The organism is Archangium lansingense (genome assembly GCF_026626635.1).
GTDB lineage: Bacteria > Myxococcota > Myxococcia > Myxococcales > Myxococcaceae > Archangium > Archangium lansingense.
Genome location: NZ_JAPNKA010000001.1, coordinates 7,406,761 through 7,428,393, shown reverse-complemented (window position 1 = coordinate 7,428,393; position 21,633 = coordinate 7,406,761). Strand labels below are relative to the sequence as shown.

Sequence of the window (21,633 nt, the reverse complement as noted above, 5' to 3'; positions counted from 1 at the left end):
CGGTGCTTAATAGTGAGGCCCGAGCTTCGCGGTAGTGTCGTCGTATTGGTGCTGGTGGCCCGGCACCGGAAGGTCCTCTCGCCATGAATACGGCTCTCCTCCCTCAGCTCAACCGGGAGAGACGGTGGGCCGCGTCCGGCTGTCAGTGCCTCGGGCGGCGGTGCCCTACGTCATCACCCCGGTGGTCCCCACCTTCCGCGCGCGTCACCCGCGAATCGAGGTGGAGGCCGTCATCGAGGATCGTCTCATGGATATCGTGGCGGAGGGCTACGACGCGGGCGTGCGGCTGAGCGAGGCCATCGAGTGCGACATGGTGCAGGTGCGGCTCACCGACGCCTTCCGCTTCGTGGTGGTGGGCGCGCCCGGCTACCTCGCGCGCCACGGCATGCCCCAGCGTCCCGAGGATCTGCTGCGCCACGAGTGCATCACCTTCCGCATGCAGTCCACCGGGGCGCTCTATGCCTGGGAGCTGGAGAAGGGCCGCAGAAACTGGCGCGTGCCGGTACGCGGGGGCGTGGTCACCAACGACAGTCAGCTGAGCGTGGCTCTGGCAGAGCAGGGCCTGGGGCTGGCGTACGTCCTGGAGCCCAGGGTGGCGGAGCAGCTACGCACCGGGCGGCTGCAACGGGTGCTCGAGTCCTACTCGCCCACGGTCCCGGGCTTCTTCCTCTACTTCCCCAGCCGAGCGCAGCGCTCGCCGTCGCTGCGCCTCTTCGTCGAGGCGGCCAAGGAGTTGGCCGCGCACGCGGTGTGACTCACGAAGTCCTCCCGGAATCTCAGAGACCGGTCCTCTTCTCCAGGTGCTCGGGATAGCGAGCTCCATGAACCGTGATCTTCGAGGCGGCGCTCTCGATCTCACGGAGATCGTCGGGCGTCAGTTCAACGTTGGCTGCTCCGATGTTCTCCTCCAGGCGGTGCAGCTTCGTGGTGCCCGGAATTGGAACAATCCACGGCTTCTGCGCAAGGAGCCACGCAAGTGCAATCTGGGCAGGGGTCACCTTCTTCCGTTCCGCGATCGTGCCCAGCAGCGCGACCAAGGCCTGATTCGCCTTGAGGGCCTCCGGCGTAAAGCGTGGAAGGATGTTGCGGAAGTCGTTTCTGTCGAACCGGGTGGTTTCGTTCATCTTGCCCGTCAGGAAGCCCTTGCCCAGGGGGCTGAACGGAACGAACCCGATGCCGAGCTCTTCGAGGGTCGGCAGCACTTCCGCCTCGGGGCCTCTCGTCCACAGCGAGTATTCGCTCTGGACCGCGGTGACCGGCTGGATCGCGTGTGCGCGGCGGATCGTCTTCGCTCCAGCCTCGGAAAGGCCGAAGTGCTTGACCTTGCCTTCCTGGATCAGCTCCTTCACCGCTCCCGCCACGTCTTCGATCGGCACGTCCGGATCCACACGGTGCTGGTAGAACAGATCGATGGACTCGACCTTGAGCCGCTTGAGGGAGGCCTCGGCGACCTGCTTGATGTGCTCGGGCCGGCTATTCAGGCCCGCCTGCTGCCCGTTGGGATCGAGTTTGAAACCGAACTTGGTGGCGATCACCACTTGCCTGCGGAAGGGAGCGAGGGCTTCGCCCACGAGCTCTTCGTTCGTGAACGGGCCGTAGACCTCGGCGGTGTCGAAGAAGGTGACGCCGCGGTCGACGGCCGACCGGATCAGCGAGATCGCCTCCTGCTTGTCTGCAGCTGGGCCGTAGCCAAAGCTCAGTCCCATACAGCCGAGCCCGAGCGCCGAGACTTCCAGAGTGCTGTTTCCGAGTTTGCGTTTCTGCATGGCCTCTTCTCTTTTGTGTTTTCTCCAGCGGGCTCACCTCCGCTGCGAGGCTCGTCGCTGTATTGAGTCAATGGGTGACTCGAAGAGAGATATGCCCCGGTCCTACCGAGGACCAGGCGCCATGGAGGTAATGGGCTGTTAAGCCCTGCTTAATAGTGGAGGGGGGCGGCTTGACGTGGCCAGGGGGCTGGCCGCGAAGGTGATGCAAGCTATTCGCCGACGTGTTAGGAGGCATCCCAGTGCTCCGCATCTGGTTCGTCCTCAGCCTCCTGCTGTTCACCCCGGTCGGTGGTGGCCTGTTGTCGCCCACCAGCTCGGGTGACGTGTGCATGCAGAGCTGTCCAGATGATGACGAGAGCGGGCAGTGTGCTCCGGACTGCACCGATTGCGTCTGCTGCGCTCACGCGCGCCTGATGGTCGTCGCCCCCATCCCCTCGACCATCCCGATGGCTCCGAAGCCTCCTCCTGCCGTCAGGCACGAAGAGGACGAGCCCTCATCCGCCGATGTGGGGGACATCCAGCACGTCCCAATAGTGTCCCTCGCGTAAGGCTCTGTTCGCCTATCCGCCTTGAGCGTCAGCAGGAGTGGTGTGCCCTGGTCGTCCTGGGTTGCGCCTCGCCCTTGATGCTCGCCCACATCCGCGAGGTGTCTCGTGTTCCACCGTCTGGCGACGGCAGCCCTCGGGCTCGCCGCCGTGCTGCTCTGGCCGTGCTCTGGTGCGGCGCAGTCCGCTGAACTCACCCTGGAGGAAGCCCTGTCCCTGGCCCGCCAGCGTGCCCCGGCTTTGTTGGAGGCCGCGGGCCGCGTGGCCGAAGCGCAAGGGCCCGTGGCTGGGGCTTCCCCCGTGTTGCACAACAACCCCACGCTGGCGCTCGAAGCGGGCCCCCGCACCCTGGCCACCGGCGAACGGGCACCCAATGTCGTCGTGGGGCTCTCTCAACCTGTCGAGCTGGGCGGAAAGCGGGGCGCTCGTCTCGATGCGGCCCGCGCCGGCCTTGCCCGGGAGACGGCCCGCCAGCGGGACACGGAGCGGCTGGTGCTCGGGGACGTGGCGGCCACCTTCCTGCGGGCCCTGCATGCCCGGGAGCGGCTTCGCCTGGCGCGAGGAGCGGAAGAGACCGCTCGGGACTTCTCCCATTCCACGCAGCGGCGATTCGAGGCCGGGGACGTGCCCGTGGTGGACGTCAACGTGGCGCGGGTAGCCCTGGCTCGTGCCCGGGCGGAGGTCGCGAGCGCCGAGGGGGCGGAGGTCGCCCTTCTTGGGGAGCTCCGCGGACTGCTCGGCCTGCCGGCTGATGAGGCTCTCGCACTGCGTGGCGACTTGAGTGCCCTGGCTGCCCAGCCTGTGGAGCTTCCGTCCACGCTGCCTGAGCGTCCGGACATCACCTCCCTGGTGGCGGAGTTGGAGGAGGCGAGGGCGGAGCGGCGCCTGGGCGAGGGCTCCGCGTGGCCCGACCTCAACGTGGGGGTCCGCTATGAGAACGAGGGCGATGAGCGTGCCATCGTCGGGGCCCTGGGCGTATCCCTGCCGCTCTTCGCTCGGGGGCAGTCCGCTCGGGTGGCGGGCGAGGCTCGGGTGCGGCGTCTCCAGGTCGCAGTGGAGGCTGCCCGCCGAGCCCAATCCGTTCAGGTGCAGGCCGCTCTCGCCCAGTACCGCAAGGAGCGCGAGGCGGTGGAGCTGCTGGAGCGCGAGGCCCTCCCGTTGCTCGCGGACAACGAGCTGCTGGCGCGCAAGTCCTACGAGGCCGGGGAGATGGGACTGGCTGAGTTCCTCCTGGTACGCCGGGACGTCCTCGACTCTCGCGCGGATTACCTCACCCGCCTGCTGCAAGCCGCTCTCTCCCGCGTCCAACTCACCCTCCAGACCGGAGCCCTTCGATGAAGCCCCTCCATGTCCTCCTGGCTTTCTTCCTGGGACTCTGCGCCTGCAAGCGTGAGACGCCTCCGCATGAAGAGGAGCATGCTCACGAGCAGAAAGCCGAGACGCACGGCCACCGCGAGGGCGAAGAGGACTCCCTCGTCCACATCGACCCGGAGATGCTGCGGGACTTGCGCGTCACCATGGCCCCGGTGCAGCAGCGCCCCGGGGGTGAAGGTGTCACGGCCCTGGGCGAGCTGGGGGTGAATGAGGACGCCTATGCCGAAGTGGCCTCGCCCATCCCCGCGCGGGTGATCTCCCTCCTGGCCTCGCCGGGCCAGCAGGTGAAGAAGGGCCAGCCGCTGGTGGATCTGCAAAGCCCAGAGCTGGGCAAGGCGCGTGCGACCCTCCAGACAGCCCAGGCCCGCGCGAGCGCCGCTCAACAGACAGCGGAGCGCAAGCGCACCCTGGGGGCCGAGCGCATCGTGGCCCAGAAGGACGTGCAGGCCGCCGAAACCGAAGCGGCCGCGGCCGAGGCCGAGCTGGCGGCGGCACGGTCGGGGCTCCTAGCACTCGGAGTGGATTCCCAGGAAGCGGCCAGTGCCCGGGGGACCGCGGGCTTCACCCTGCGCTCGCCCGTGGCCGGCACGGTCATCGAGCGCCACGCCGTGATGGGGCAGATGGCTGATCCGTCCCAGAGCCTCTTTCATGTCGGGGATCTGTCGCGCTTGTGGCTCACCGTGCATGCCTTCGAGCGGGATGCGGTGCGCATTCAGCCTGGAGCCCTCGCGCGCATCTCCTTCGCCGCGATTCCCGGCAAGGACTTCACCGCGAAGGTGGGCTTCATCGGGCAGCGGGTAGACCTGGCCTCGCGCACCATCCCCGTGCGGTTGGAGTTGGACAACCCCGACGGGGTGCTGAGGCCGGGCATGTCCGCCTCGGCCTTCATCCCATTGGGAGAGCAGGGCGCAACTGTCACCACCATCCCGGCCGCGGCCCTTCAGCGGCTGGAGAATGGCTGGTTCGCCTTCCTTCCCAAAGGGGAGGGCACCTTCGAGCGGCGGCAGGTGGGGCGTGGCCGCACCCTGGGAGGAGACGTGGAGGTGCTCTCGGGCCTCAAGGTTGGCGAGCAGGTGGTGGTGGAAGGGGCTTTCCTCATCAAGGCCGAGGTGGAGAAGTCACGCGGCGAGGGCGAGCACCATGAGCACTGACAGGAGCCTCTCGTGATTGCGCAAACCCTCAAGGCCTCCTTCTCGCGTCCCGGCCTCACGGTGGTGCTGGCCCTGGCCCTCTCCGCTTTCGGCGTGGTGGCCTTCAAGGGCTTGCGCCGCGACGTCTTCCCAGACCTGTCCGCGCCCATCTTCAACGTCATCGTGCAGAACCCGGCCATGGGCGCGGAGGAGCTCGAGACGGCCGTGGCCATTCCGATGGAGGTGGCGCTCGCGGGCCTGCCGGACGTGCGCCGCATCCGTTCCACCTCGCAGCTCGGCGTCACCCAGGTGACGGTGGAGTTCGAGCCGGACGCGGACTACTACCGCAGCCGTCAATTCGTCGCGGAGCGCGTGGCGGCGGCCACCAGCGAGCTGCCGCCCGGCACTGATGCGCCGCTCGTCTCCAGTCTCACCGGGCGGCTCAACGAGGTGTTCGAGTTCACCCTGGAGGCCGAGCCGGGGACGGTGGACCTGATGACCCTGCGCGACCTGGCCGAGTTCGAAGTGAAGAACCGGCTGCTCGCCGTGCCTGGGGTGGCGGGTGTGGAGCGGCTGGGCGGCTACCTGCGCCAGTATCAGGTGCAGCTCGACTCGGAGCAGATGGTGGCTCGGGGCATCTCCCTGGACGAGGTGGACCACGCCCTGGAAGGCGCCAATCTCAACGCCTCGGGTGGCTTCGTGGTGCAGGGGCCCATGGAGTGGACGGTGCGGGCAGTGGGGAGGGCGAAGTCGCTGGACGATTTGCGCGGCACGGTGGTGGCGCTGCGTGGGGGGACGCCCGTGCTGCTCGGGGACGTGGCCGACGTGCGAGAGGCCCCCGCCATCCGTCGCGGCATGGCCCACCGGCTCGAGGGCGAGGTGGTGAGCTGCCGGATCAGCAAGCAGTTCGGCGCGGACACCATGAAGGTTGCGGAGGGCGTGCGTCAGGCCATTGCCGACCTCAAGGCGAGCCTCCCGCCGGGAGTCAGTCTGCGCATCGTGTACGACCAGTCGGAGCTGGTGTCCTCCTCACTGGGAGGTGTCAGCCGGGCCATCCTCATCGGCGCCTTCCTGGTGGTGCTCGTCCTGTTTGGCCTCCTGGGTGACATCCGCGCTGCGGCCATCGTCACCCTCACGCTGCCGCTTTCGCTCGCGCTGGCGGGCCTGCTGCTGAAGGCCGCCGGAGTGGGCATCAACACCATGACGCTCGGCGGGCTGGCCATCGCGGTGGGCCTGCTGGTGGACGCGGCGATCATCGTCACCGAGAACATCGTCCATCGGCTTCGCGCGGGGAGCGACAAGGCCGCCCGGAAGTCGCAGGCGCTGAAGGCGGCACGTGAGGTGGGCCGGCCCATCACCTTCGCTACCCTCATCGTCGTCTCTGTTTTCATCCCCCTCTTCGCCATGTCGGGCATTGAAGGGCGCATGTACCAGCCGCTCGCGGCGGCGGTGGTGGCATGTCTCGCCGCTTCGCTGCTGCTTGCCCTCACGTTGGTGCCGGTGGCCTCGGCGCTCTTCCTCCGGCCCCGGCAAGAGGGACAGCCGGAAGACGTGGGGCTCATCCGCAAGGTGAAGGCCGTGTATGCCCCGGTGCTCGACGCCTGCATGCGGAGGGCTGGCCTCGTGCGCGTGGTGGCTCTCGCCATCACGGTGCCGGCCCTGGGGCTCGCCTTCGCGGTGGGCAGTGACTTCATGCCGAAGCTGGACGAGGGGGCGCTGCTCCTCCAGACGATGCTGCCGCCCGAGGCCTCATTGGAAGAAGTGGATCGGCTCAACCACCGCATGGAGGACGTGCTGCGCCAATTCCCCGAGGTGGAAGACGTGGTGCGCCGCACGGGACGGGCCGAGCGCACCGAGGACCCCATGCCGCACACCGTCTCTGACGTGCTGGTGGTGTTGAAGAAGGACAGGCGGCGCAGCATGGAGGCACTGGAGGCGGACATGCGCGAGGCGGTCGCGAAGGTGCCCGGACTGTCTGTCCTCTTCACTACGCCTCTCGGCATGCGCATCGACGAGGGCTTGGGGGGCAGCCCCGCAGACGTGTCGGTGCGCATCTTCGGCCCGGACCTGGAGCAGCTCGCCGTGCTCGGGGAGCGGGCTCGTGCAGTCATGGCGCGCGTCAAGGGGGTGGAGGATCTGCGCGTGGAGAAGCTCAGTGGGCTGCCGCAGCTCCGTATCGACGTGAACCGCGCCGCGGTGGCTCGGGTGGGCCTCACTCCTGGCGACGTCATCCAGGCAGTGCGCGTGGGGCTCGTGGGTGAGCAGGAATCCCAGGTGTGGCAGGGCCAGCGCCGCTTCGATCTCGTGTTGCGCCTGGCGGACCACCATCGAGGGGACGTCAACGCCATCCGCAACCTGCTGGTGGACGGACATGATGGTTCCCGAATTCCCCTCAGTCAGCTCGCCACCATCGAGGAGACGACGGGCGCGGGGAGCGTGCGCCGCGAGGCCGGGAGCCGCCGTATCGCCGTGGAGGCGAGCGTGGCGGGACGCGACCTGGGAAGCACGGCGGCGGAGGTACGCGAGCGGTTGGCGGCGGAGCTGAAGCTGCCCACGGGCTACTTCCTCGACGTGGGCGGCCGGGTGGAGAGCCAGGAGCGTGCCCAGCAGTCCCTCCTGGTGGCCATCGCGGTGGCGCTGCTCGCTGTCTTCCTCCTGCTGTACCTGGCGCTGGGCTCATTGGCCGAGGCGCTCGTCATCCTTGCTACCCTGCCGGATGCGTTCGTGGGCGGCATCCTCGCGCTGCTGCTGACCGGGGAGACGTGGAACGTGTCCAGCCTCGTGGGCCTCATCGGTCTGTTCGGCATCGCGGTGCAGAACGGCCTGGTGCTGGTGGCCCAGACGAAGGGGCTCATGGCGGAAGGCAAGCCCTTCCCGGAGGCTGTGCGCGAGGCCAGTATCGGCCGCGTGCGGCCCAAGCTGATGACGGCGGGAACGGCCATCCTCGGCCTGCTGCCCCTGCTGGTGCTGCCGCTCCACGGGACGGAGATCGAACGTCCGCTGGCCGTGGTGATGGTGGGAGGCCTGCTCACCTCGACGCTCTTTACGCTGCTGGCTCTGCCCACCTTCTACGCACTCGTCCATGGAGTGCAGGAGCGGGTGGGGCAGCGCCTCGCGGCTCGGAGGGAACGGTGAGAGCCAGCTCCCTCACGAACAGTCCACCCCCTCGAGGGTGGAGCGTCAGGCAGCCTCGCGCTTCGAGGTTGCCTCGCGCTGGGGTTCTTCGAGCGTTGTCTGCTTCGGCGCTCGGGAGAACTCCATCGTGCCGTCGTCGACCTCGCCGAAGCGCAGCATGAACAGATCGAGCACGTAGTTCTGGTAGAGCCGCCACGGTCGCTTCGAGCCCTGCTTCGGCAGCAGGTGGGCCGCGCGCTGGACATAGCCCGATGAGAAGTCGAGGAAGGGTTGCTCCTCGACGTTGGGGTCGCGGCGCGGCGTGCAGGTTGTGTCGCCGTTCCGCTCCAGGCGGTTGAGCAGCCGGCAGACGTATCCGCTGGTGAGGTCCACCTTCAGCGTCCACGACGCGTTGGTGTAGCCGAACGAGTACGCGAAGTTCGGCACGCCGCTGAACATCATGCCCTTGTAGCAGACGGTCTTCGACAGGTCGCGCTGCTCGCCGTCGAGGCTGAACTCGATGTCGCTCAGGAGCTGCAACTTGAGGCCCGTGGCGGTCACGATGACGTCTGCCTCGAGCTCCTGGCCGGAGCGGAGCTTGAGTCCCTTCTCGGTGAACGTCTCGATCTGGTCGGTGACGACCGAGGCCTGGCCTTGCTTTAGCGCAGTGAACAGGTCGGCGTCGGGGACGAGGCAGACGCGCTGGTCCCACGGGTTGTAGCTGGGCGTGAAGTGGGTCGCGATGTCGTAGCCGGCTCCGAGCTGATCTCGCACCAGGCCGACGAGGTACTTCTTCACCCCCGCGGGCTGCTTGCGCGCCAGGGCGTAGAAGAACATGCTGAGCAGCACGTTCTTCCACCGTGTGATCGCATAGGCGAGCTTCGCCGGCAGGATGCGGCGCAACCCATTGGCGATGAAGTCCTCGGCCGGGCGCGAGACGACATAGGTCGGCGAGCGCTGCAGCATGGTGACGTGTGCGGCCTTCCTGGCCATCTCGGGCACGAGGGTGACGGCGGTCGCGCCACTACCAATCACCACGACGCGCTTGTTCGCGTAGTCCAGGTTCTCTGGCCAGAACTGCGGATGGATGATGGTGCCCTGGAAGCGCGCCTCACCGGGGAACTCGGGCCGGTGGCCCTCGGCATAGTTGTAGTACCCGCTGCACATCAGCAGGAAGTTGCAGGTGAAGCGGACGAGCTCCTTCTCGGGTCCGCGCTCGGCCTCGACCGTCCAGCGTGCCTCCTCGGAGGACCAGGAGACTCGCTTGACGTGGTGGCGGAAGCGGATGTGCCGATCGATTCCATACTCGCTCGCCGTCTCACGCACGTAGCGCAGGATCGACGGCCCGTCGGCAATCGCCTTCGGGTCCGTCCACGGCCGGAACGAATAGCCCAGCGTGTACATGTCCGAGTCCGAGCGGATGCCTGGATAGCGGAACAAGTCCCAGGTCCCGCCAATCGCCTCGCGGCCCTCGAGGATCACATAGGTCCTCTTCGGGCAGTTCGCCTGCAGGTGATATCCCGCGCCGATGCCGGACAGTCCCGCGCCGACGATGAGCACGTCGTAGTGCTCCGCCGGTGTCTCCGTCCCCGCAGCCGAGGTGCCAGACGCATGTTCGAGGTGTGCTGCCCGGTCAGCCATGGATGCGCTCTCCCGTGAGCTGGAGTCAGTGACACTACCCCCTGTCTGAGGGGCATGCGTCATCCATATCGCCTCGAAATGCCCGGAGCAGGCCCCTTGTCAGGTACGCCCCATGAGCAAGGGACCGAGCGCATGGGCCAGCAGTCCGGCCAAGGGAGGAAGCACGAGCGAGGCCAATAGCCTCAGCCCGGTCAGCCGACCTCCGTACATGGCGACCTCCATCGGCAGGCGGATGAAGGACAGCATGGAGAGAGAGGTCAGGTAGGTGACGACCACGCCGAGCCCGGCCCCGGAGCGCACCAGGGCCGCGGCCAGCGGCATGCCGATGGGTCCACCCCCGGGAGTGAGCGCGCCTGCCACCCAGGCCACTCCGATCCCGCGCCAACCCGCCTCGTCGGACAACCAGTGAGCCACCAGGTCGCGCGGCAGCAGCACCTGCACGAAGCCGGTGAGCACGAGGACCACGACCAGCAGGGGCAGCAGGGCCACACTCTCCTGGCCCCCACGTTTGAACCCTTCGGCCACCAGCGGCCAGCCACCTCTCCAGGCCGCCAGTCCCACTACTCCCAGCAGCATCGCCCCCATGATGAGCGCGGCGGTCTTCATGCGGCACCTCCGCCCAGGACTTCCACGAAGCCGCGCGTGCCGTCCACGCGGATGCGCTGGCCGGTACGGATGCGCTGGGTGGCTCCCGCCACGCTGACGACGGCGGGGATGCCGTACTCGCGGGCCACGACCGAGCCGTGCGTCATGAGTCCTCCCACTTCGGTCACCAGGCCGGCCGCGTGGACGAACAGGGGCGTCCAACCCGGGTCGGTGTGCGGCGCCACGAGGATCTCTCCGGCGTGGAGCACCTCACTCGCCGGGTCGAGCACCACGCGGGCCAATCCCTCCACCACACCGGCCGAGGCTGCCGTCCCGGACAATGCGCCTGGTGGCACGTCCTCGCGGGCCGCCAACGAGGGAATCTCTCCATCACTCGCCATCACGAAGGGAGGGGCGCGTTTGGCGTTGCGCTGGAGTGTGGCCCGCCGCTCCTCGACGAGGGCGCGCAGATCTGGCGCCTGGGTGGCCTCGAGCGCGGCGATCAACTCCTCGAAGCGGAACAGGTACACCTCGTCCACTGAGCTGAGCGCCCCGCGCTGGACCAGAAGGGCTCCGGCCTCGCGCACCGCATCGCGCACGAGTGCCAGGACACGGACCAGCAGGAACTTGGGGTGTTCTCGCAGCCCCATGCCCGCGCGGGCCAGGCGCACCCATCGGCGGGCCAGCCCCGCACGCATCCCTCCGGTCAGGCCACGGCGCGAGGCTGTGACGAGTCGCTCGCTCGCGGCTTCGGCCTTGGCGGCCAGCGCTGCATGGTGGGCCCGGTGCTCGCCCGCGGACCGGCCAGCACTGGCGGGCCCGAGGCCTCCCACGATGGCCGCGATGAGCGGGGCGGGCTCATCCTGGTAGCGAGGCCGGGACAGATCGACCTCGCCAGGACCCCGCATGCCATAGCGCTCGAGGAAGGCCCGCCAGGCCTCGAGGAAGGCAGGCCCTCCCTCCACGTCTCGCGCCGCGGCCAAGGCCTCGGTGGCGGGACGGCTTCGCAGCAGCGCCGCCAGGGCAGGGTAGGGGCGAACGCGGTCCGTGAGATCGCCCACGGCCAGGTCCATCTCGGTGGTGACGTTGCCGGGCAGGCCGCGCTCCAGCGCGGAGAGGTCCTCTTCCGTACCGCCGAGCACCCCGCGCCGGACCAGGTTGACGAGAAGCCGGTTCGCGATGACCCCCGAGAGGATGTTCGGCATCAGGTGGGTGAAGGCCTGGGAGAGGAGCTCCGACAGCACGCGTCGCGCCTCGCGCAGCCGTGCCCCGCCTGGTGTCGCCGCCGCGAGCCGGGCACGCGTCTCGGCGACCCGCGACTCGATATAGCTCTCCACCCGAGGCCTGAGCTGGGAGGGCTCCATGACGAACAGCCGGGCCAGGACCCTGGCGATGATGGGCAGGAAGAAGCGGCCGACGACCCTCATCCTGGCCCGCCCGCTGTGTGCGCCACGCTGGAAGGCCGGCCTGCTGGCCAACGTGCTCAGGCCTCGGCCCAGGTCCTCGTAGACGTGGCCCAGAACGGATCGGATCACGCGCCCCAGGACGGGATGGCGCAGCATGGGCGTCGTGTCCAGATAGATCCGGCTGCCCGCGATGGTAGCGGCCCGTGACTCGGCGGGGGCATCCGGTGTGGCCAGCGGTGTCCTGTCGAACGGGAGCAGCAGCTTCCACACCTGGATGGCGAGCGGCGGCATGGCGTCCGTCATCATCTGGAAGTGGCCGAAGCTGGCGTAGACGTGCAGGCCCTCGTCGTCGGGAGCGGGCTCGGGCAGCGGGTACAGGCTCGTGATGGGCCGCGTCTGGACCACGTAGAGCTTCCCGGCCTCGATGCACCACTCGATGTCCTGCGGTTTGCCGTAGTGCTTCTCGATGCGCACGCCCATCGCGACCAGCTCCCGCAGGGCTGCGTCGTCGAGCGCCCGGGCGCGGCGAGTGTCCTCGGACAGGCGCTCCTCCCAGGTTCCGCCCTCGGGCTTGGGGCGGATGGCCAGGGCCTTGTCGCCGACCTGGACTTCCAGAAGCTCGCCGGTCGCCTTGTCCACCTTGTACAGGTCGGCGTTGATGAGCCCGCTGACGAGCGCCTCGCCCAGGCCAAAGCCGGCATCGATGGACACGGTGCCCCGCCGCCCGGTGATGGGATCGGCGGTGAACAGGATGCCCGACACCTCGGGCAGCACCATGCGCTGAATCACCACGCTCAGCTTCACTCCCCGATGGCCAAAGCCGCTCTTGGCCCGGTACAGCACCGCGCGGTCGGTGAACAGCGACACCCAGCACCGGCGGACCGCGTCGAGGAGGGCGTCGGCTCCGCGGATGTTGAGATAGGTGTCCTGCTGGCCCGCGAAGCTGGCGTCCGGCAGATCCTCCGCGGTGGCACTGGAGCGCACCGCCCAGGAGGCCTCGGCCCCCAGGTTCCGCCAGGCGCCGAGCACGGCGTCCGCCACGGCGGGAGGCAGAGGGGCTCGGCTGAGTGCGGCGCGCGTGGATTCAGCAGCGCGGCGGGCGGCCTCTATGTCCTTTCCATCCAGCGCATCCAGTGACGCGTACAGCGTCTGGAGCTCCCCGCAGCCGGTCAGGAATGCATCGAAAGCAGCCGTCGTGACACAGAAGCCCGGAGGCACCGGGAACCCGGCGCGGGCCATCTCACCCAGGTTGGCCCCCTTGCCACCCACGCTGGGCAGATCCGCCGCGGAGATGTGCTCGAAGGGGAGGGTCAGCGGTTCCGTCCCCGAGGTCCGGGAGGCGGAGAAGTGAAGCGATTCGGCTGCGCTCATGGGATCCTCCGCGGAGTGGACGCAAGGCCATCCAGGAACACGTGGGTGATGAAGCGAGCGGTCTCTTCCGGGTCCGGCATGGGTCCTCCCTCCAGCAACGGGCGCGCGAAGAAGGCGAAGAGCATCCCGGCGAACGCCTGGGCCATGCGCTGGGGGTCATTCGGTCCGAGCGCCCCGCTGGCGGCGTAGGACTTCAGCAGCCGGATGAGCATCGTCTGGGCTCGTACCGGGGAGTCCTTCAGGAGCTCCGCCCAGGGCCCGCCGCGCATCCGCTCCAGAATCGCTAGCTTGAGCAAGTCGAGATCTTCTGCCGCGTAACGAATCACGGTCGCGGCGGCGCGCTCCAGGTCGGCTCTCAGGTCCCCGGTGGGGCGGAGCGCCACCTCCTGCATGGCCCGGCGCGGACCGATGTGGCCGGCGAATGCGCTGATGAGCCCTGCCTTGTCTCCGAACTGGCGGTAGACCGTGGCAGGACCCACGCCGGCCTCTCGGGCAATGTCCTCGAGCGTGGCCGCCTCGAAGCCGGCCCGGGTGAACACCGCGCGGCATGCCGCCAGGATGCGGTCCCGCACGTCCACTCGTTTGCCCACCTCCACTCCCTGCTCGGAGAGCGCGGCGAGCACGGCCTCGCGGCTGCCTGCCTGGCGGTACAGCGTGGCGCGCGACAGCCCAGCTTCCCGGGCCAGGTCGTCCATGGTGAACCCGTCGGGCCCGTGAAGGGCGACCAGGCGGGCAGCGGCGTCAGCGATGTTCTCGGGCAGGTTCATGGGTGCTGATTCGATATGAGAGATAGTTATCTCTATCGTCTCGTCTCTGTCAAGACAGTGAGATAGAGCGCGCTCTCGCCGTGTGTCACCTGTCGCGTGATAAACCGCAGCTCCGATGACGACGCCTGCCCCTCTCCTCGAAGCCGACGTCCCGCGCCCTGTCCTGGACGTGATTGCCCGCCTCCACGAGCTGGGTCATGCCGTCTTCCTCGTGGGCGGCTGTGTCCGTGACACGCTCCGGGGTGTTCACCCCAAGGACTTCGATGTCGCCACCAGCGCGCTCCCCGAGGAGGTCCAGCGCGCCTTTCGCAAGGTCATCCCTACCGGCATCCAGCACGGCACCGTCACCGTCGTCCAAGGCGGCACTCACGTCGAGGTCACCACCTTCCGCAGCGAGGGCGACTACCACGACGGCCGTCGCCCCTCCGCCGTCACCTTCGAGCAGGACATCGTCAAGGATCTCTCGCGCCGCGACTTCACCATCAACGCTATGGCGTGGAATCCCCTCACGCATGAGCTTGCCGATCCCTTCGGCGGTCAGGCGGACCTGAAGGCCCGCGTCGTGCGCTGCGTGGGCTCGGCTGTGGAGCGCTTCTCCGAGGATGGGCTTCGTCCCATGCGCGCTGTGCGCTTCGCCGCGGTGCTCGACTTCACGCTCGACCCTGGCACCCAGGCCGCCATCCCCGCCACGCTCCCCGTGTTCCGCAAGGTTGCCCACGAGCGTGTCCGCGAGGAGTTCGTCAAGCTGCTCCTCTCCAAGCGCGAGGCCTTCGGGCTCGGGCTGCTCGCTGATACTGGGCTGCTTGATGTGTTTCTGCCCGAGCTGGCTCGTGCCGATGCCGAGGCCGCCCGGATCGCCCGCGCCGCTGCTGCCGCCGAGCCCGTTGATGTGGAGATCCGTCTCGCCGCATTGCTCGCGGACCTTGTTAGCCCCCAGCAGGCCGAGGAGATTGGTGTCCGGCTCAAGTTCCCCACCAAGACCATCGAGCGGGTGAAGCTGCTGATCACCCACGCCGCGCTCGAGCGGCATGTCGGGGACTCGGATCCCATGCTCCGTCGGCTCCTGGCCAAGGTGGGGCTCGCCAACGTCGAGGCCCTGACGTCGGTGGCTCGGGCTCGGATTCAGGCGCGGGAGCCGGCCCGGTTGCCTGAGATCGATGCGCTGATTGGTCGCTTGCACGCCCTGGCCGCCTCGAAGCCTCCGCTCTCCGCCAAGGACCTCGCGCTCAACGGCGGCGCCATCATGGCCGCGCTCGGGGTAGGGCCCTCGCCCATCGTTGGCGAGGCCACCCGGTTCCTTCTCGAGCGGGTTCTGGATGAGCCGTCACTCAATGAGCCTGAGAAGATCAAGGGGCTACTGCTGAGCTGGCAGCAGGCTCGTGGCTCCGGTTCTTGAGGTTGTCTGGAGGGCAGGGGAGCTGCTTTCCCTCACCCCAACCCTCTCCCAGAGGGAGAGGGGGCATACACGGGTGCAACCTGGGGTCCAGGTACCCTCACCCCGTCCCTCTCCCGGAGGGCGAGGGGAGTTGTCCGCGGTTGGGGGGATTGGGCTGCGGTTGAGGGGATTGGGCTGGGGCGTTGTCCTGTTGTGTCGGCCTCTTGCGTCGGTTGTGTCGCACCCGGACCGGCTGGCGTGTAGATAGGGGCGTTATGCGAGTCGTCGTTGCCATGAGTGGTGGGGTGGACTCCTCCGCCGCCGCCGCCCTGCTCAAGGAGCAGGGTCACGAGGTCATCGGTATCACCCTCCGGGTCTGGTCCTATGAGGGCAAGGCCCAGTGCGGCAGTTGCTGCAGCCCCGATGACATCGATGACGCCCGCGCCGTCGCCGAGACGCTCGGCATCCCCTTCTACGTCGCCAACGCCGAGGACCTCTTCAAGGACCGGGTCGTCAGCCCCTTCGTCCAGTCCTACCTCGGTGGCAAGACGCCCATCCCCTGCGTCGCCTGCAACCGCGACGTGAAGTTCAACTTCCTCCTCAAGCGCGCCCGCGCTCTCGGCGCCCGGCTCGCCACCGGCCACTACGCCCGTGTCGAGCAGCAGGACGGCAGGTTCGTCCTCCGCCGCGCCGTCGACTCCGCCAAGGATCAGAGCTACTTCCTCTTCACCCTCGGGCAGCAGGAGCTCTCTGACGTCCTCTTCCCCGTGGGCGGCATGACCAAGTCCGAGGTCCGCGCCGTTGCTGAGCGTCACGCTCTCCCCACCAGCCACAAGCCGGAGAGCATGGAGATCTGCTTCGTGCCCGATGGCGATTACGCCGGCTTCGTCGAGAAGGTCGCCGGCCCCCAGCCAGGCGGGGAGATTGTCGACACCGAGGGCCAGGTGCTCGGCACGCATGCCGGTGTGCACCGCTTCACCGTGGGCCAGCGCCGCGGCTTGAACCTCGGGGGAGGGGAGGCCCGTTACGTTCAGCGCATCGAGCCCGAGTCCCGCCGTGTCGTCGTGGGCCCCGCGGATGAGACCTCGCGCGACTCCTTCGGCCTGCTTCAGCCCCACTGGGTGGATGGGCCACCGCCTCCCGAGAAGTCCGTGCTGGTCCGCATCCGCCACCGCCACCCGGGCGCTCTCGGACGCGTGCACGTCTCGCCTCATGGGCTCGTGTCCATCCAGCTCGATGCCCCGGCTCGCGCCGTGACGCCTGGCCAGGCCGCCGTCGTCTATGACGGAGAGCACGTGCTCGGCGGCGGGTGGATTGTTTGAACCTCGCGGCACCAGCCAAGGTGTGACGCGACGCACGCACTGAATTTGACCGGCCTGTAGGGGGGGCGTACCTTGCGGCACACCTCGACGCTACAGGCCGCGACACTCGTGTGGCCGCGCCGGGGCGCCGTACACGCGAGGAATGTTACGTCATGCGCGATGCCCACCGGATGAAAGAGAAGTTCGATGTGTCGCTCGACAACCGGCAGATCGTCAGCCTGTTGATCGCGGGGATCATCGTGATGGGCGCCGTGTTCGTCCTCGGCGTCGTGGTCGGCAAGAAGCTTGCCGGCAATGCCCAGACCGCTGAAGCGCCGGATCTCCTCTCCGCGCTCGACGCCAACGCACAGGCTCTCCAGCAGGCCCGCGAGACCGCGCCGTCGCTCACCTTCCAGGACGAGCTCACCCGTCGGAGTGGCACCGAGGCCGCGCCCTCCAAGCCCGGCACCGTTACGGTCGCCATCCCTCCGCCGGCTCCCAAGCCGAAGCCCGCCGAGCCGCCCGCGGCCGCCGCGCCCCAGGTTGCCGAGGCCGACTCCGCGGATGCTGCCGGAGAGCCCGCGTCGTCGCCGACGGATGAGGACTATGCGCCCACGGGGACGGCCACGGCGAAGCCCACCGCGCCGAAGGCCGCCGAGCCCAAGCCCGCCGAGCCCAAGCCGGAGTCCAAGCCCGCCGAGACGAAGGTGGCCGAGAGCAAGCCCGCTCCCACGCCGGGCAAGGTGGAGTCCGCTCCCGTGCCTACTCGCACCACGACTCCGGCCCAGGGGTCGGGTCTGAAGGAGGCGATTGCCCGCGCCACGCAGCGGCCCACCGAGGCCGTTCCCGGTGGTGCCTTCACCCTGCAGATCTCCGCGTTCCAGAACCGTCCGGAGGCCGAGCGCTTCGCGGCCAAGCTGAGGGATCGGGGCTACGCGCCGTACATCGTCGCCGCCGAGGTCCCCAACAAGGGCACCTGGTACCGGGTCCGGATGGGCAGCTTCCCCTCCAAGGATGCCGCTTCTCGGTATCTGACTGACTTCAAGCGCGAGACGCAGCTCCAGGCCTTCGTGGCTTCGAACTAATCCCGTCTCCCTCTCGGAGAGGGAGCATGCGGAACCAGACCGCTGGTGCATGGTGGGGCGGCGTCCGGAGTGCTATGGGCGCCCCTGAATGGATCTCCTCGACAACGTCATTCAGCCGTACGCCTGGGGCTCGCGCACCGCTATCGCCGAGCTGCTGGGTCAGCCCTCGCCCTCCGCCTCCTGTCAGGCGGAGCTGTGGATGGGGGCCCACCCTGGCGCTCCCTCTCGCCTGCACCGGGGAACGGGTGGGGGGACGCTGCTCGAGATCATCCGCTCCTCGCCGGAGCGGGAGCTCGGGGAGAAGGTGGTGCGCCGGTTCGGGGCGGAGCTGCCGTTCCTGCTCAAGGTGCTCGCGGCGGAGACCCCGCTCTCCCTTCAGACGCATCCGAGCCTCGCCCAGGCCCGTGAGGGATATGCGCGAGAGAACGCGCTCGGCGTGCCGCTGAGCGCCTCGCACCGCAACTACAAGGATGCCAACCACAAGCCCGAGCTCATCTGCGCGCTGACACCGTTCGATGCGCTGTGCGGCTTCCGGAGTGCCGCCGAGACGCTCGCGCTCTTCGATTCGCTTGGTCTGGGCGCCATGGAGCCGCTGCTTGCCCCGCTGCGTGCGTCGCCCGATGCGAAGGGCGTCGCGCGTATGTTCGAGGCGCTGATGACGCTCCCGAAGGAGTCGCGGGGGCCCCTGGTGGACGCGGTGGTCTCGGCCTGTGGGGCGCAAGCAGGGCAGGGGAGCCGTTTCTCCGAGGAGCTGCGGTGGGCGGTGCGGCTCGGCGAGCTCTATCCGGGCGATCCCGGCGTCATCGGCGCGCTGCTGCTCAACCTCGTGCGGCTGCAGCCGGGGGAGGCCATCTACCTGTCCGCGGGCAACCTCCACGCGTACCTGCGCGGTGTGGGCGTGGAGATCATGGCCAACTCGGACAACGTGCTGCGAGGCGGGTGCACGCCCAAGCACGTGGACGTCCCGGAGCTGCTCCGCGTGCTGGACTTCCGGTGCGGCCCCATCGGCCTGGTCTCGGCAGTCACCTCGGACGGGGTGGAGTCCATCTATCCCACGCCGACGGAGGAGTTCCGCCTCTCGCGCTTCCAGCTCCGCCCCGGCGTGTCCTCACGGCCGGAGCGGCGCGGGCCGGAGATCCTCCTGTGCACCGAGGGCTCTGCACGGCTGTCAGCCGGGGGCACCTCGCTCGCGCTGCCCCGAGGCGCCTCGGTGTTCGTCAGCGCGGCGGATGGGGCCTACTCGCTCGAGGGCGAGGGCATCGTCTTCCGCGCGACCGCTGGCCTCTGAACCTCTCAGCGCCTCACTCGGCGGGAGTGCCGCGGCTCCACTTGTCGACGTTGCCGTCACCATCCAGGTCCTCGCCGATGCGATCGACCTGGTTGTTCTCCCAGTACTCCCAGTAGTCCACGCGGCTGTCCCCGTTGGAGTCCCGCTCCTTCCGGGCCAGCTTTCCCTTCTCGTAGAACACCCACACGTCCGGCTTGCCGTCGCCGTTCAGGTCGCGCTCGCGCCGGATGTTGACGCCCTTCTCGTAGAAGAAGACGGAGTCCACCTTCCCGTCGAAGTCCAGGTCCATCGCCTCACGCTCCCGCTCCTCGCGGGCGTCGTAGTACGTGGTGAGGTCCACCCGGCCGTCCCAGTTGATGTCCAGCTCCTTGCGGACCATCCGCTCCCGCTCCGCCCCGTCCGCCCCGCGCTCCTTCACCGCGTACACCCACACGTCCGGCTTATCGTCGCCATTGGTGTCCTTCTTCGACACCTTCTCGTTCGAGGCCGGCTCCGGGCGGATGGGCTCTGGCGCCACCTGCTCCTGCTCCTGGGTCTCCTCGGGTTTCTTCGCCGCCTTGTCGGACGCGCACCCACACGCGCCCACCAGCGCGAGCCCCAGGATCCACCGCCTCGAGGGCTTCACGACAGGGCTCGAAAACAGCGCTTCAAGGGACATGTAAGTCCATATATTTTCACATATCGCCATGGCCCGAAAGAAGATCAGCACGACCATCTACATCACGCCGGAGCAGAACGAATTGCTCAAGGCGCTGAACCAGAAGACGAAGGTTCCCGTGGCCGAATACATCCGGCAGGGAATCGATCTCGTGCTGGAAAAATACAAGGCGCAGCTGCCGGGACAGGCCTCCTTCGACGAGCTGAGCTGAGCACCGGGGCATGAGCATGCAGAAGAGCATGAAGAGTCAGCGGGTGGTGGTGCTTGGGGGCGCGGGCTTCGTGGGCTCGCACCTGTGCGAGCGGCTGCTGGACGATGGAGCCGCCGGGGTCGTCTCGGTGGACAACTACATCACCGGCGCCGAGTCCAACGTGGCGCACCTGCGGGGCCGCGCGGGCTTCGAGGTGGTGAAGCAGGACATCACCGAGGGGCTCTCGGTGGACGGGCCGGTGAATTACGTCTTCAACATGGCCTCACCGGCCTCGCCCATCGACTACGCGAAGCTGCCGCTGGAGACGATGCGGGTGGGCTCGGTGGGCACGGAGAACGGGCTGAAGCTGGCGAAGGCCAAGGGCGCGGTGTTCCTCCAGGCCTCCACGTCGGAGGTGTACGGAGACCCGCACGTGCACCCGCAGCGCGAGGACTACTGGGGCAACGTGAACCCCATTGGCCCGCGCGCCTGCTACGACGAGGCCAAGCGCTACGCCGAGGCGCTCACCATGGTGTACGCGCGCTCGTACGGCGTGCAGACGCGCATCGTCCGCATCTTCAACACCTACGGGCCGCGCATGCGCCTCAACGACGGGCGTGTGGTGCCCGCCTTCGTGGGCCAGGCGCTGCGGGGCGAGGACTTCACCGTCTTCGGCGAGGGCACCCAGACGCGCTCCTTCTGCTACGTGCGAGACTTGGTGGACGGCCTGGTGCGGCTGGCCCTCTCGGACGAGATTGAACCCGTCAACATTGGAAACCCCCGCGAGATGACCATGCTCGAGTTCGCCGAGGCGGTGCGCGCCGCGGCGGGTGGGGGAGGGCGCATCATCCACAAGCCGCTGCCCAAGGACGATCCCAAGCAGCGTCGCCCGGACATCAGTCGGGCCCGGCAGCTGCTTGGGTGGGAGCCGAGAGTACCCCTGGAGGAGGGGCTCCGGGAGACGATTGCCTGGTTTCGATCGGTTGCCGGGACGGGAGCCATCCCCTAACTTTCGCGGCGGATTTCCTCTTGGCAGCCACCTGGAGTGGCGGGAGCAACACGTTGAAAGTCCTGGTGACAGGTGGGGCGGGATTCATCGGCTCACATGTGTGTGACGCCTTCGTTCGCGCGGGGCATGAAGTCATCGCGCTCGACAATCTGTCGAGTGGGAAGAAGGAGAACCTGGACCCCCGGGTGCGTCTGGCGGTGCTGGACATCCAGTCCCCCGAGGCCGCGCAGTTCATCCGTTCCGAGCGTCCGCAGGTGATGTGCCACCTGGCCGCCCAGATGGACGTGCGCCGCAGCGTGGAGGATCCGCGCTTCGACGCGGAGGCCAACATCCTGGGCTTCCTCAACCTGCTGGAGGCCGCGCGCGTCTCGGGTGTCCAGAAGGTGGTGTTCAGCTCGACCGGTGGGGCCATCTACGGCGAGCAGGACATCTACCCCGCACCCGAGTCTCACCCCACGCGGCCGGTGTCGCCCTATGGCGTCTCCAAGGCCTCGGGTGAGCTGTACCTCGGCTACTACAAGGCTCAGTACGGGCTGAACTACGTGGCCCTGCGGTACGCCAATGTGTACGGCCCCCGGCAGAACCCGCACGGCGAGGCCGGCGTGGTGTCCATCTTCTGCCAGCGCCTGCTCGGCGCTCGCGAGTGCACCATCTACGGCGAGGGCAAGCAGACGCGCGACTTCGTCTACGTGGAGGACGTGGCGCGCGCCAACCTGCTGGCGGTGGAGAAGGACTACTCGGGCGCCGTCAACATCGGTACCGGTGTGGAGACGGACATCAACCGGCTCTACACCCTGCTGGCCCAGTCGGCCGGGGTGGACAAGCCCGCCCAGCACGCCCCTGGCAGGCCGGGCGAGCAGCTGCGCTCCTGCGTGGACAACGCCCTGGCGCGCAAGGTGCTCGGCTGGCAGCCCTCCGTGGAACTCCCCGAGGGGCTGCGCCGCACGGTGTCGTTCTTCCGCGAGCACACCGGCCGTCAGGCCGACTGATCACCCTCCAGGGCGGGAGGGGCGTCCCGGCGTCAATCA

17 protein-coding genes and 1 pseudogene are annotated in these 21,633 nt (G+C 68.4%); 12 read left to right on the top strand and 6 right to left on the bottom strand.

Features of this window, described 5'->3' with window-relative positions:
* Positions 1 to 103: 103 nt before the first annotated feature.
* Positions 104 to 754 (top strand): annotated as a pseudogene (locus tag OV287_RS29740) (LysR substrate-binding domain-containing protein); the annotation flags it as partial.
* A gap of 22 nt (positions 755 to 776) precedes the next feature.
* Here OV287_RS29740 and OV287_RS29735 read toward each other — a convergent pair.
* Positions 777 to 1,766: an aldo/keto reductase gene (locus OV287_RS29735; protein WP_267537424.1), complete on the bottom strand. Its 990-nt coding sequence runs from the start codon at positions 1,764 to 1,766 to the stop codon at positions 777 to 779.
* A 239-nt stretch (positions 1,767 to 2,005) separates the two neighbouring features.
* Here OV287_RS29735 and OV287_RS29730 point away from each other — a divergent pair, with 239 nt between their 5' ends.
* The 4 genes from OV287_RS29730 (at position 2,006) to OV287_RS29715 (ending at position 7,950) form a co-directional block, all read left to right on the top strand.
* Positions 2,006 to 2,314: a hypothetical protein gene (locus tag OV287_RS29730; RefSeq protein ID WP_267537423.1), complete on the top strand. Its 309-nt coding sequence runs from the start codon at positions 2,006 to 2,008 to the stop codon at positions 2,312 to 2,314.
* 105 nt (positions 2,315 to 2,419) lie between these two features.
* Entirely contained in the window at positions 2,420 to 3,649 is a 1,230-nt protein-coding gene (locus tag OV287_RS29725) for a TolC family protein (protein ID WP_267537422.1), read from the top strand.
* Positions 3,646 to 4,836, top strand: coding sequence for an efflux RND transporter periplasmic adaptor subunit (locus tag OV287_RS29720; RefSeq protein ID WP_267537421.1), 1,191 nt, complete (start codon positions 3,646 to 3,648; stop codon positions 4,834 to 4,836). Before OV287_RS29725 ends, OV287_RS29720 begins: the two co-directional genes overlap by 4 nt.
* Before the next feature lie 12 nt (positions 4,837 to 4,848).
* Entirely contained in the window at positions 4,849 to 7,950 is a 3,102-nt protein-coding gene (locus OV287_RS29715; RefSeq protein WP_267537420.1) for an efflux RND transporter permease subunit, read from the top strand.
* Between the two features lie 45 nt (positions 7,951 to 7,995).
* On the opposite strand, the gene OV287_RS29710 is transcribed toward OV287_RS29715, so the two are convergent.
* The 4 genes from OV287_RS29710 to OV287_RS29695 form a co-directional block, all read right to left on the bottom strand.
* The gene (locus tag OV287_RS29710) at positions 7,996 to 9,570 is read right to left on the bottom strand and encodes a flavin-containing monooxygenase (protein WP_267537419.1); all 1,575 of its coding nucleotides are present in this window, start codon (positions 9,568 to 9,570) and stop codon (positions 7,996 to 7,998) included.
* 99 nt (positions 9,571 to 9,669) lie between these two features.
* On the bottom strand, positions 9,670 to 10,176 hold the full coding sequence (locus OV287_RS29705; RefSeq protein ID WP_267537418.1) for a hypothetical protein: 507 nt from the start codon (positions 10,174 to 10,176) through the stop codon (positions 9,670 to 9,672).
* Positions 10,173 to 12,932, bottom strand: coding sequence for a phosphoenolpyruvate synthase (locus OV287_RS29700; protein WP_267537417.1), 2,760 nt, complete (start codon positions 12,930 to 12,932; stop codon positions 10,173 to 10,175). Before OV287_RS29700 ends, OV287_RS29705 begins: the two co-directional genes overlap by 4 nt.
* Positions 12,929 to 13,699, bottom strand: coding sequence for a TetR/AcrR family transcriptional regulator (locus tag OV287_RS29695; RefSeq protein ID WP_267537416.1), 771 nt, complete (start codon positions 13,697 to 13,699; stop codon positions 12,929 to 12,931). Before OV287_RS29695 ends, OV287_RS29700 begins: the two co-directional genes overlap by 4 nt.
* Before the next feature lie 115 nt (positions 13,700 to 13,814).
* Between OV287_RS29695 and OV287_RS29690 the strand changes: the two genes are divergently transcribed.
* The 4 genes from OV287_RS29690 (at position 13,815) to manA (ending at position 18,748) form a co-directional block, all read left to right on the top strand.
* Positions 13,815 to 15,095 (top strand): CCA tRNA nucleotidyltransferase, encoded by a 1,281-nt coding sequence (locus OV287_RS29690; RefSeq protein WP_267537415.1) that lies wholly within the window; start codon positions 13,815 to 13,817, stop codon positions 15,093 to 15,095.
* Between the two features lie 254 nt (positions 15,096 to 15,349).
* Positions 15,350 to 16,396 (top strand): tRNA 2-thiouridine(34) synthase MnmA, encoded by a 1,047-nt coding sequence (mnmA, locus tag OV287_RS29685; protein ID WP_267537414.1) that lies wholly within the window; start codon positions 15,350 to 15,352, stop codon positions 16,394 to 16,396.
* A gap of 152 nt (positions 16,397 to 16,548) precedes the next feature.
* Complete coding sequence (locus tag OV287_RS29680; protein ID WP_267537413.1) at positions 16,549 to 17,460, top strand: SPOR domain-containing protein; 912 nt, start codon at positions 16,549 to 16,551, stop codon at positions 17,458 to 17,460.
* Positions 17,461 to 17,548: 88 nt separating this feature from the next.
* Positions 17,549 to 18,748, top strand: a complete 1,200-nt coding sequence (manA, locus tag OV287_RS29675; RefSeq protein ID WP_267537412.1) for a mannose-6-phosphate isomerase, class I — start codon at positions 17,549 to 17,551, stop codon at positions 18,746 to 18,748.
* 13 nt (positions 18,749 to 18,761) lie between these two features.
* Here the strand turns inward: manA and OV287_RS29670 are convergent, their stop codons facing one another.
* Complete coding sequence (locus OV287_RS29670; protein WP_267537411.1) at positions 18,762 to 19,373, bottom strand: hypothetical protein; 612 nt, start codon at positions 19,371 to 19,373, stop codon at positions 18,762 to 18,764.
* A gap of 61 nt (positions 19,374 to 19,434) precedes the next feature.
* Here OV287_RS29670 and OV287_RS29665 point away from each other — a divergent pair, with 61 nt between their 5' ends.
* From OV287_RS29665 to OV287_RS29655, 3 genes are read left to right on the top strand one after another with little or no spacing between them, the layout of a single operon-like run.
* On the top strand, positions 19,435 to 19,617 hold the full coding sequence (locus OV287_RS29665) for a ribbon-helix-helix domain-containing protein (protein ID WP_267537410.1): 183 nt from the start codon (positions 19,435 to 19,437) through the stop codon (positions 19,615 to 19,617).
* Between the two features lie 28 nt (positions 19,618 to 19,645).
* The gene (locus OV287_RS29660; RefSeq protein WP_267542441.1) at positions 19,646 to 20,605 is read left to right on the top strand and encodes a UDP-glucuronic acid decarboxylase family protein; all 960 of its coding nucleotides are present in this window, start codon (positions 19,646 to 19,648) and stop codon (positions 20,603 to 20,605) included.
* A gap of 53 nt (positions 20,606 to 20,658) precedes the next feature.
* Positions 20,659 to 21,594, top strand: a complete 936-nt coding sequence (locus tag OV287_RS29655) for an NAD-dependent epimerase/dehydratase family protein (RefSeq protein ID WP_267542440.1) — start codon at positions 20,659 to 20,661, stop codon at positions 21,592 to 21,594.
* Positions 21,595 to 21,633: the final 39 nt, after the last annotated feature.

Excerpts from the sequence above, each read along its gene's own strand:
- OV287_RS29710 (WP_267537419.1), bottom strand. The coding sequence starts at position 9,570 with ATGGCTGACCGGGCAGCACACCTCGAACATGCGTCTGGCACCTCGGCT.
- OV287_RS29695 (WP_267537416.1), bottom strand. The coding sequence starts at position 13,699 with ATGAACCTGCCCGAGAACATCGCTGACGCCGCTGCCCGCCTGGTCGCC.
- OV287_RS29700 (WP_267537417.1), bottom strand. The coding sequence starts at position 12,932 with ATGAGCGCAGCCGAATCGCTTCACTTCTCCGCCTCCCGGACCTCGGGG.
- OV287_RS29735 (WP_267537424.1), bottom strand. The coding sequence starts at position 1,766 with ATGCAGAAACGCAAACTCGGAAACAGCACTCTGGAAGTCTCGGCGCTC.
- OV287_RS29660 (WP_267542441.1), top strand. The coding sequence starts at position 19,646 with ATGAAGAGTCAGCGGGTGGTGGTGCTTGGGGGCGCGGGCTTCGTGGGC.
- manA (WP_267537412.1), top strand. The coding sequence starts at position 17,549 with ATGGATCTCCTCGACAACGTCATTCAGCCGTACGCCTGGGGCTCGCGC.
- OV287_RS29680 (WP_267537413.1), top strand. The coding sequence starts at position 16,549 with ATGCGCGATGCCCACCGGATGAAAGAGAAGTTCGATGTGTCGCTCGAC.
- OV287_RS29690 (WP_267537415.1), top strand. The coding sequence starts at position 13,815 with ATGACGACGCCTGCCCCTCTCCTCGAAGCCGACGTCCCGCGCCCTGTC.
- mnmA (WP_267537414.1), top strand. The coding sequence starts at position 15,350 with ATGCGAGTCGTCGTTGCCATGAGTGGTGGGGTGGACTCCTCCGCCGCC.
- OV287_RS29720 (WP_267537421.1), top strand. The coding sequence starts at position 3,646 with ATGAAGCCCCTCCATGTCCTCCTGGCTTTCTTCCTGGGACTCTGCGCC.
- OV287_RS29665 (WP_267537410.1), top strand. The coding sequence starts at position 19,435 with ATGGCCCGAAAGAAGATCAGCACGACCATCTACATCACGCCGGAGCAG.
- OV287_RS29705 (WP_267537418.1), bottom strand. The coding sequence starts at position 10,176 with ATGAAGACCGCCGCGCTCATCATGGGGGCGATGCTGCTGGGAGTAGTG.